The organism is Streptomyces canus 299MFChir4.1 (assembly GCF_000383615.1).
In the GTDB taxonomy this organism is placed as follows: Bacteria; Actinomycetota; Actinomycetes; order Streptomycetales; family Streptomycetaceae; genus Streptomyces; species Streptomyces canus_C.
Map to the genome: position 1 here is coordinate 1 of NZ_KB911669.1, position 9,280 is coordinate 9,280.

At 68.9% G+C, this 9,280-nt stretch carries 10 protein-coding genes; 4 read left to right on the plus strand and 6 right to left on the minus strand.

Annotated elements, in window-relative coordinates; all coding sequences use genetic code 11:
- The 5 genes from H293_RS0148195 to H293_RS0148215 all read right to left on the minus strand — a co-directional run.
- Positions 1-261 (minus strand): helix-turn-helix domain-containing protein (locus H293_RS0148195; protein WP_028808864.1); only part of this gene is annotated, 261 nt, incomplete at its 3' end.
- Entirely contained in the window at positions 254-1,918 is a 1,665-nt protein-coding gene (locus H293_RS0148200) for a relaxase/mobilization nuclease domain-containing protein (protein WP_020124912.1), read from the minus strand. The genes H293_RS0148195 and H293_RS0148200, both read right to left, overlap by 8 nt.
- Entirely contained in the window at positions 1,915-2,448 is a 534-nt protein-coding gene (gene mobC / locus H293_RS0148205; RefSeq protein WP_020124913.1) for a plasmid mobilization relaxosome protein MobC, read from the minus strand. Before mobC ends, H293_RS0148200 begins: the two co-directional genes overlap by 4 nt.
- A 270-nt stretch (positions 2,449-2,718) precedes the next feature.
- Entirely contained in the window at positions 2,719-3,507 is a 789-nt protein-coding gene (locus H293_RS0148210; protein ID WP_020124914.1) for a DUF2637 domain-containing protein, read from the minus strand.
- Between the two features lie 247 nt (positions 3,508-3,754).
- The gene (locus H293_RS0148215) at positions 3,755-5,032 is read right to left on the minus strand and encodes a DUF3631 domain-containing protein (protein ID WP_028808865.1); all 1,278 of its coding nucleotides are present in this window, start codon (positions 5,030-5,032) and stop codon (positions 3,755-3,757) included.
- A gap of 248 nt (positions 5,033-5,280) precedes the next feature.
- Here H293_RS0148215 and H293_RS0148220 point away from each other — a divergent pair, with 248 nt between their 5' ends.
- The 4 genes from H293_RS0148220 (at position 5,281) to H293_RS0148230 (ending at position 8,444) form a co-directional block, all read left to right on the plus strand.
- Positions 5,281-5,838, plus strand: a complete 558-nt coding sequence (locus H293_RS0148220; protein WP_020124916.1) for a helix-turn-helix domain-containing protein — start codon at positions 5,281-5,283, stop codon at positions 5,836-5,838.
- Positions 5,839-5,998: 160 nt separating this feature from the next.
- Positions 5,999-6,343: a helix-turn-helix domain-containing protein gene (locus tag H293_RS56875; protein WP_033416858.1), complete on the plus strand. Its 345-nt coding sequence runs from the start codon at positions 5,999-6,001 to the stop codon at positions 6,341-6,343.
- A gap of 27 nt (positions 6,344-6,370) precedes the next feature.
- On the plus strand, positions 6,371-7,888 hold the full coding sequence (locus H293_RS0148225; RefSeq protein WP_020124917.1) for a LacI family DNA-binding transcriptional regulator: 1,518 nt from the start codon (positions 6,371-6,373) through the stop codon (positions 7,886-7,888).
- 238 nt (positions 7,889-8,126) lie between these two features.
- Complete coding sequence (locus H293_RS0148230; RefSeq protein WP_020124785.1) at positions 8,127-8,444, plus strand: ankyrin repeat domain-containing protein; 318 nt, start codon at positions 8,127-8,129, stop codon at positions 8,442-8,444.
- On the opposite strand, the gene H293_RS0148235 is transcribed toward H293_RS0148230, so the two are convergent.
- Positions 8,434-9,233, minus strand: a protein-coding gene (locus H293_RS0148235) for an IS5 family transposase (RefSeq protein WP_259294743.1) whose coding sequence is annotated in 2 segments (ribosomal slippage) — positions 8,434-8,895 and positions 8,898-9,233 — 798 coding nt in all. Because the reading frame shifts where the segments join, the coding sequence is not laid out codon by codon here. The genes H293_RS0148230 and H293_RS0148235 overlap by 11 nt on opposite strands.
- Positions 9,234-9,280 lie beyond the last annotated feature (47 nt).

The following is a 9,280-nucleotide window of genomic DNA, read 5'->3' on the forward strand; positions in this document are numbered from 1 at the left end:
GGTCTTGGGCCGGCCGCCTTTGTACTTCGGGTAGAGCGAGTCGAAGCCGTCGGTGTTGAAGTTGTGGATCACGTCCCGGATCCGGTCCGGACTGGTGAACGTCACCTCGGCGATCTTCGCCACGGGCATGCCCTGCGCCGATAACAGCACCATCTGGGCCCGCCGCCAGGTCACCACGGAACCGGTGCCTCTGCGGATGATCCGCAGCAACCTCCTGCCCTCGTCATCATCGATCTCCCGAATCCGTACTCGTTCAGCCACGCGAGCATTCTCGCCGTCCAATGTTGCCCAGCGCAGCAACCGGGCGACACATCACCACGGGGCGAACGTTGCTTGATGCGGCACTAGGTGCCGGCCGTGCGCTGAGGCGCTCGATACGCCAGGTCAGGGTCCTGGCGGGAGATCGGGCGTCGTCCAGAGTGCGTTGGGCGGCGGCCTGCTGGAGGAGCCGCTCAGGGTTGTGACCTGCGGTCTCGGCTTCGGCTAGGACAGCGGTGAGGGCGCCGAAGGCGGGGTCTTCGGTGAGCTGCTCGGCGTGCTCGGGTACGGCCTGGTGGAGGTGGCGGATGTGCCGGGCCACGGTCTGTTGAGGCGGTCGGCGCTGGGCGAGGGCAGCCAATGGCGCAGCGGCTTCCTGCTCGTAGGCGGCCTGGAGATGAATCAAGGTCTGGCGGGCGGCGGCGACTTGCTGGTCGTGGTGGCGGAGCTGGTGCCAGCGGGCGGCGGCGATGACGACGAGGATCGCGGCGTCGAGGAACATCGCCAGGGTGGCGCCGTCCTTGGGGGCGGGTTCGCGGACCATGGCTCGTACGGCGCCACGTAGGGCGCGGGCGTGGTGGTGCTCGGCTTGGACGCGGGATCGGGTGGCGCGCTCGAACGCCTCTGCTGCCTGGAGGAGTTGTGACCGGACGGTCTGGGGCGCGAGAAGGGGGAGGACGTCGAGGGCTTCGCCGAAGGCTGCCAGGTGGGCCTGGGCGGCTGCGTCGTCGCCGTGCCCGAGGCGGTGGGGGATGCGTTCCACGGCGGCGGTGGCCTGGTGCCACGGGTCGGCCTTACGCGGGCCTTGCTGCTGGTCGGCGGCGTCGAGGCGCTTTCGGATCTTGGGGAAGGACAGGTCCGGGGAGAGTGCGGAGCCGGAGTACCAGACCGGCTCCTTCGCGCCGTTGGTGTCGCCCTCGAGGGCGACGGTGTAGCCGCGCACGTCACCGGACGGGAAGTGCTTGACGTCGACGAGGATGCCGTCGGTGCGCTGGAGCAGGCTGATGAACTCCTCTGTGCTGGTGGCGGCGGCCATCGCGGTGCGGACCGTGGTGCGCAGTCGTTCGCGGGCGGTGCGGGCCTGGCCGGCGCGCTTGGCCTTCTCCTGTTCGGCACGGGTGGGTCGCTTGGCGGCCGTGCGGTCTCCACGGACGACCTGGCGCAGGCCGTACTCCTTCTCGATCGCGGCGAGTTCGCGGTCCGCGGTGAGGTAGTCGTTCCAGTGGCGTGCGGTGCGCAGATCGGCGCGGACTTTGGTGGCGGCGATGTGGATGTGGTCGGGCGCGTGCCGTACGGCGACCCAGCGGCAGCCGTCCGGATCGCCGTCTGGGGCGATGCCGGTGGCGGCGACGACGCGGCGGGCGATGTCGGCCCACTCCTCGTCGCTGAGGTGGTGGTCGGTCTCGGCGGCGCGGATCGAGCAGTGCCACACGTGTTTCTCGGGTGCGCGGCCGAGCCGATCGGCCTGCTTGACGTGCAGGTCGAGGTCGGCGACCAGGCGCCTCTTCGTGGCGTCGAAGTCGTCCGCGCGGCCGGGGTCGGGAGCGAAGCCATCCCAGGAAGCGACCAGGTGAGGGTCGGTGTGGCCCTTCTTCCTGGTGTCGTACAGGTAGCGGATCAAGTTGGCGGTGTCCTGGCCGCCGGTGATCTTCGCGATCATCGGGCCGCCTTGTGGCTGACGGCCTGGTTCGCGGCTGCCGCGATGTGGCGCACAGCCTCCGCGACGGCGTGCAGGGTCTGGTCGGTGTGGGCCAGTAGTTCGCTGTCCCCAGGGTGTGGATCGCCGCCGGAGTTGAGCTTCTTGGCGATCTGGTTGATGTTGTGGCCGATGGCGGCGACCTGCTGGCGCAGGGCGTTGAGTTCGTCGATGTAGTCGTCGAGCTGGGTGCGCTGGCCGGGCACGGTGAGGTCGCCGTGGACGTGGGCGAGGGTGACGACGGCGACGTAGTGGGCGCCGCTGACGTTCAGCGACCTGGCCTTGGCGAGGATGGCGGCCTTCTCCTCGACGCTGTAGCGGGCATCGACCCGCTTCTTGCGCTGGCCGTTCGGGTCACGCTTGCGACGGCGGGCGACGCGCTGCAGGGCGGCTGCTTCGGCGGCGCGCGGCAGCGGAACAGCAGCGGTGGTGGAGACGTCGGCGACGGGCTGTTCCTCCTCGGGCGCCCCCTGGTGCCTGAGTGCCTCCGCCACCCCTGGGGCGGAGGCTTCCCCGTGGGGCCGGCCTGTGGACGGTCCAGCGGGATACCTTGCTGACGCGGTGGTGGCTGCTGTGGTCGTAGTCATCTCCTGCTGTGGAGTGGGCATTTGGTGGTGGGGTGCGTGCATGGGGGCCTGCTCCGTGGGCTGTTGGCGGGTGCGGGTGGCGATGTCGGGTCGACTCCTCCGGGAAGGGGCACTCGTCCCCGCGCTGATCTGTGCGGGGACGAGTGGAGCGAGACGCGGGCGGCAGCAGCTGGTGTGTCAGGAGGCGATGGCCGACTGCGCAAGCTCGCTCGAGTCCTTGACGGCGGCCTCGTCGAGTTCGGCCTGGAGCGCGTCCTTGATGCGCTCCGCCTCGTCCTTGCCGATCGTGCGACCGGTGCTGCGGACCGCGTCCTCGATGTGGCGACGTGAGGCTTTGCCTCCGCGCCCAAGAGGCGCACGGCGGGCGAGGGCGAGCAGCTCGGGATCGACGGCGTCCGCCTCCTTTTCGTCGTCCACGGAGGAAGAGGCGGGGGAATCCGCCACGTCGGCAGCGTCTTCCGCCACGTCTGCGGGGGTGCCCGCCACCTTGAGTCGCGTGGACTGCGGGATGTCCGAGGTGGCGCTGCCGGCCGCGTAGGTGTCCTCCTGCTCAGCGGCTATTGCGAGATCACGTTGGATGATCTGGTAGAAGTGCACGGCGCCGGCCAGCGCGAGCGGCGGGAGCGCGGAGAGTACGGCCACGGTCCAATCGCCGAGCTGCAGACCACTGTGGGTCTGCTGGTTGAGGCGTACGGCATGGAGCGCGTTGGCCCAGATGCTCAGCGCGGTGGCCAGGATGACGAGGATCCACACGTACACGCGGGCAGGCGTCGACGCGGTGCGCACCAGGAGCAGAGTGCCGATGCCGATGGCGATGAACCCGTCGATGACGAGGGGGAAGCCGATGGCGAAGAGCGGGCGGATGTGGGCGGCGACGGCCATCTGCCGTAGGGCGTCGTAGGACAGGACGAAGCCGATGGTGCCGAGCAGGGCGATGCCGAAGCGGATGCCGCCGGTCTTGGGCACGGCGGGTTGGGGTGCGGTGGGTTCGTGCGGGGACAGGGTGGACCTCCGGCGAGTTGTGGGGCACCTTCGAGCAGGCAGCAGGGCAGGGTGCAGTGTGGTCTGCGAGGTGCTGGGACTCGTACCACTCGTCGCGTGCCTGGTCAGCACAGGTACGAGTGGTGTGGTGATGTCGAGACGACTCGTTGCGGGCTGTTCACTCGTCCCCGCGCTGACCTGCGCGGGGACGAGTGATGCGAGTGGCGTCGAGTCAGGCTGCGGTGCCGGGCAGCGGCCCGGCTGCGGCCGAGGTGGGCGCGTGCGCCGTCTTCGGCTCGGGGCAGTAGCGCGCCCAGGTGTCGAGGAATTGGTTACGCGCGAAGCCCTTGGCCTGAGTGCCGTCGGGGAAGCGGCGGTTGGCCGAGCCGATGCCGTAGGGCTTCAGGAGCAGCTGCAGGCCGCGCGGGGTCAGACCGTTGGCGCCGTACTCCGCCCACGGTGCTTCCTTGTCCGCGTTGAGAGCCTCCAGCAGGTGCTTCGTGCTCAGCACGGCTGGGTCACCGACGGCGGCGAAGGCGCGGCGGATGCCGACGAGGAGGCGGGTGCGCAGGCCGCCTTCCTCGTCCTGGCCGGCCTCGTAGTCGGTCATGGTGCGGCAGGCGGTGCGGGCGAGCGCGGGCCAGTCGCCTCCGGCGAGGTCGGCGATGACGACCAGCGGTTCCCAGGTGTCCGCCGCGCGGTCCTCGACCGGCATGGGCGGCTCCATCTCCATGGCCTGCGCGTACAGCGGCCGGAGCCAGGCGTGGAGGCGGTCGCGGATCGCGTTCAGGGCGGGGGTGTCCCGCCCGGTGCGGAAGGAAGCCACCTTCTCGCCCGCCGCGCGGCGCCGCATCCGGATGACCACCGCCCGGTCCTGGATCGTGTCGGGCAGGTCGCCGATCCCGGCGAGTGCGGCCATGGCGAAGGTGGGGAACTCCTGCACCTGGTGCTCGGGCCCGGACACACGTAGCGTCGGCCGGCCACGCTGGTGCCCGGCGTTGATCAGGCCGCGCACCTCCTCGTTCTTCTCCGCGGCCCTGAGGCTGCCGAAGAGGGTGTCGGCCTCGTCGACCAGCAGGGTCGGCGGGTCGTCCCCGTCGATCGACCGGAAGATCGCCGCTGCACTGGCATTGACCGTGATCAGGCGGTTGTGCACGGTCTCGGTCACCACGTCCAGCAACCGCGACTTTCCGCACCGCTTCTCCGGCGCGACGATCGCCAGGCGCGGCGCGTGCTGCCACGCGCGCTGCAGATGCGTCGCTGCGATCCACAAGGCCACCGCCGTGACGGCCTCTTCGCTCGGCATCGCCACGTACCGCTTGAGCTGCGCCCGAAGGTCGTCCAGGATCTGCGCCCCCTCGGGCAGCGGCAGGGACGAGGTGGCGTCGTCTCGGCCCTCCTCTGCCGCAGCAGAACTGGAGTCCGTCGGCTGACCGGGCACGGCAACCGGAGGCCACGACGGGCCGGAGCCGTCGGGAAGGGATGGCGTATTCGGCTGGGCATCGGTCATACTGGGCATCAGCTCCTCTGCTTGCGGGCCATATGGGACGGCAATCCCGGACTCCGCAGGTTGATCGCTAGGGATGGCGGTTGAGAGGTTTGCGCTTGAGCCCCCGGCATCGCCGGGGGCTTCTTTCATGGGACGTGCGGTCGTGCGGACTCCTGAGGTCGGCGGGGTGGATGCCACCACTATGCCACATGAATTGCAGATCGCAGAAGTGTTTTGCATCTCGCATTAGCGATGCTACTGTTTAGGCTGTGCTGCGGATCGCAGTGCACCGCTACGAACGGAAGGAGGTGGCGGTGGCGGAGGAAGAACCGTCCGAGGGCGTCCTGCTCAGCGGCGAGGCGAACGTCGCAACCCGCATCAGGGTGGAGCGCGAGGCTCGCGGCTGGAGCACCAACGCGCTGTCCGACCGGCTCAACGACGCTGGCTTCGAGATGAACCCGTCCGCGGTCTGGCGGATCGAAAACGGCAAGCGCCGCATCAACCTCGACGACGCCATCGGCTTTGCCGAGGTGTTCGGCATCGACCTGCGCAACCTCGTCGGTCCCCCACAGCTGGCCGCCAAGGCCCGCGCCATGGAGCTCATCGACGAGGTCGTCGACGCGTTCCGTGCCACCCAGAGAGCCAACATGGCCTTCACGGAGGCACGCGACGCCCTCGACGCCTACCTCGCCGAGCACCCCGACATCCGCGAGGAAGCCGACATCATGGTCTCCAACGCCATGGCGGAGGAGGCCGGCAAGACCATGCTGAAGATGCACGGTCCTTCACCTGGTGACGACGACGCCCACTCCGCCGACGAGGCGTAGCCCTCGGCGCCCACTCCGTCCTGGGCCCGCAAACCCCCAGTTCGGACAGCTCACCCTCATCCCTAACGATCGACCGGCGGGACGGCGTTGCCGCGCCCACGCCCGCCATGACCTGTAGAGGACTCACTCCTTGCGCCAACCCGCAATACCCTCTGCCTCCGTGCCGGCCCCGGACGTTCAGGGCGCCCTGCCGCGCCTGTACGTCCCCGAGGAAGTCGCAGCCGTCCTCGGCTGCTCCGCCTGGTGGGTCAAGGACCGCGCACGCCGTCGGCTCATCCCGTTCACCCGCGTCGGCCGCGCGTACCGCTTCACCGGCGAGCACCTCGCGGAGATCATCCGCATGCACGAGGCCCGCCCTGCGCTTCCGCAGCAGTCGGCGGCCGGTGCACCTGCTCGTAAGTCACCTGCTCCCCAGCCCACTTCACCGTCGGCCGTGCCCACGTCACGCCTGCGCGCCCGGCCACCACGCCGAGCCCGCCAGAGCCAGTTCGGGACCGCGGCCTAGCGCGACGACGCAGAAGGGGAGGGACATATGGGTTTCGGTGAGAAGCGTGGAAACTACTGGCGCGGCCGCTACAAAATCGCGCCCGGCAAACATCTCACGGTCGTCGGCGAGGACGGCAAGCCGCTCAAGTTCGCCACCAAGGGCGAGGCCCAGCGCGCCGCGAGCGAAGCCGAGAACAAGTACCGGCGAGGCGACTGGCGTGACCCGGCGCTCGGACAAGAGACCTTCGGTGAGTACGCGAGTCGCTGGTACGCCGCCCAGGACCTGGCAGCCTCGACTATGCAGAACTACAAGCGCCACATCGAGGAGCATCTGCTCCCCGATTTCGAGGACAAGGCGCTCGCGGGCATCCTCCGCACGGACGTCGAGCTGTGGGAGAAGAAGGAGCGAGCCGTGTATGCGGCCTCCAGCGTCAAGACCTGGCGCTCCACCCTCCACCTCATCTTCGAGGACGCGATCGACGAGGGCCTGCTCACGTCCAACCCGGCCGCCAGGCGGCGCGGACGCGGCAAGCGCGCCGGTCGCTCCCGCGATCGCGGACCGGAGAAGGTCGTCACCGACGCGCTCGGCATCCTGCTGACGGCCGAGCGGGCCGCCCTGCTCTCCGGCCGCGACGACGAGTTCGTCGCCGTCGTCCTCAAGGGATACACCGGCATGCGCTGGGGTGAAATCGTCGGCTTGGAGACGGAGTTCGCCCGCCCCGGCTCGATCCGCGTCGAGTGGCAGCTGTACGAACTCGACACCGGTGAGCTGGTGCGCTGTCCTCCCAAGGACGACAGCTACCGCACCCTCGACGCGATGGACTGGCTGTCGGCCCTGGTCGCCAACCACGTCGCCCGCACGAAGCCCACGCCCTGCCCCTGCCACGGCAGGACGTACGTCTTCCGGGGTCAGGGCGCGGCTCGCACCGGCGGCCACCAGGGCGCGAAGCTAGTCGATGTCGCGCGCCGTGCCGAAGTCTCTACGGGCACGGTGTCCAACGTCCTCAACCACCCCGACCGGGTCACTGATGACAAGCGGCTGAGGGTGGAGCAGGCCATCGCGGACCTGGGGTTCGTGCGGGGCGGAGCTGTCTCGCAGCACGCCGCTCACTGGCGCCGAAACGGCTTCGCGACCTGGCTGTTCACCCCGGCGGTCTCCGGCTGGTACCCCAAGAAGGCGCCGCAGGAGGCCCGCCCCGTACCGCTGCTCGGCGAGCCGTGGCCCGGCGTTCCGGCCCGAGGCCGCGGCGCCGGCGACCGGGCCGACGCCTGCTGGCTCCCGATCGCCAAGGGCCTCACGCCCCACGGCCTCCGCCACACCCACCGGACGATGATGGAGGACCTGGGAACCGAGAAGGTGCTCATGGACGAACGCATGGGCCACATCGACGGCTCGGTCTCCGCGCGATACGCGCATGTCACACCTGGCATGCGCAAGCGCCTCATGTTCGGACTGACCGAGCAGTGGGAAGCGGCGCTCGACGCCCGGCTAGCGATGAGTCCCACGTCACCGGTGAGTGTCCTTGACGGGCTTCTGCGGGCCCGACAGGGGGCAATCCAGTAGCCGTCACATTGAGTGGACGCGACGAGGGGCTGTGATCTGAGCACAGTCGAAGGTCCTCTCAGCAGACCCTCGACAGGTTCACTGTCGTGGTGATAAACGACATTCGAACCGACACATCCCGATTTCAGGCAGCGGTTCGTGAGTCGCCACGGGACAGCCTTAGACGTCATCTCATTTGGCGATCGAAAGAACATGAAGTCACTGGTGAGAGTCGGCAATTGGGCGGTTGAATGATGTCGTGAGTGACTACTGGACGCCGGCTCATCATGCGGTGGAGCACGATGATGTGGAGACCTTGGCCCGGCTGCTGGCCAAGGGGGCCGATCCAGATGAGGTCTTCGGAAACATGACGCTGTTGACGCACGCGATCGACGCGGAGGGGGACGGAGCCTTGCAAACCGGGCATCCCTTGACCGTGCACACCACGGCGGTGCTGCTGGCCTTCGGCGCAGACCCATACCTCGCGGATCCTGATGGGCAAACCCCGATGGACCTGGCCGAGCACTACGGCCATGACTTGGCGATCGATCTGCTGCAGCGGCACCTCAACAGGTGAGTCGGCGGTAGCAGATGAGGGTGCAGGCGATGCTGGTGAAGGCCAGGAAGTGCTCGGCTTTGCGTTCGTAGCGGCGGTGCAGTCGGCGGCATCCGGCGAGCCAGGACATCGTGCGTTCGATGACCCACCGGTGGCGGCCAAGCCGCGTGGAGGACTCGATGCCCTTGCGGGCGATGCGGTGCTTGATGCCGCGCCCGCGTAACCATCGCCGCAGGTGGGCATAGTCGTATCCCTTGTCGGCATGAAGCTTTCCCGGTCTCCGCCGCCGGGGCCCGCGCCGGGAGCGGATCGGCGGTATGCCCTTCACCAGCGGGATCAGCGCCTGACTGTCATGCACGTTCGCCCCCGAGATCCCGACGGACAGGGGCAGACCGGTCCGTTCGGTGATCAGGTGGATCTTCGATCCATACTTGCCCCGGTCGACAGGATTCGGACCTGTCAAATCCCCCTTTTCAGGGCTCGCATGTTCACCGAGTCGATCGCGCAGCGGGACCAGTCCAGCTCGCCGCGGGCGCCGAGCTCGTCGAGGACCAGGCGGTGGAGCTTCGCCCACACCCTGGCCTTGGTCCACTCGGCAAAGCGCCGGTGGGCCGTTGCTCCCGACGGCCCGAACGACGCGGACGGAAGCTGCTGCCACGTGCAGCCCGACGTGGCCACGAAGACGATCGCAGCCAACACCTCCCGGTCACCGTGTCGGCGTCGCCCGCCGCCTTGAGGCCGGGACGGAGCCTCCGGCACCACCCGCTGGAACAGCTCCCACAACTCATCCGGCACCAGCCGCTCAACGATCGAAACCACGACCGACAGCCTACCGACCCAAATGAGATGACGTCTTA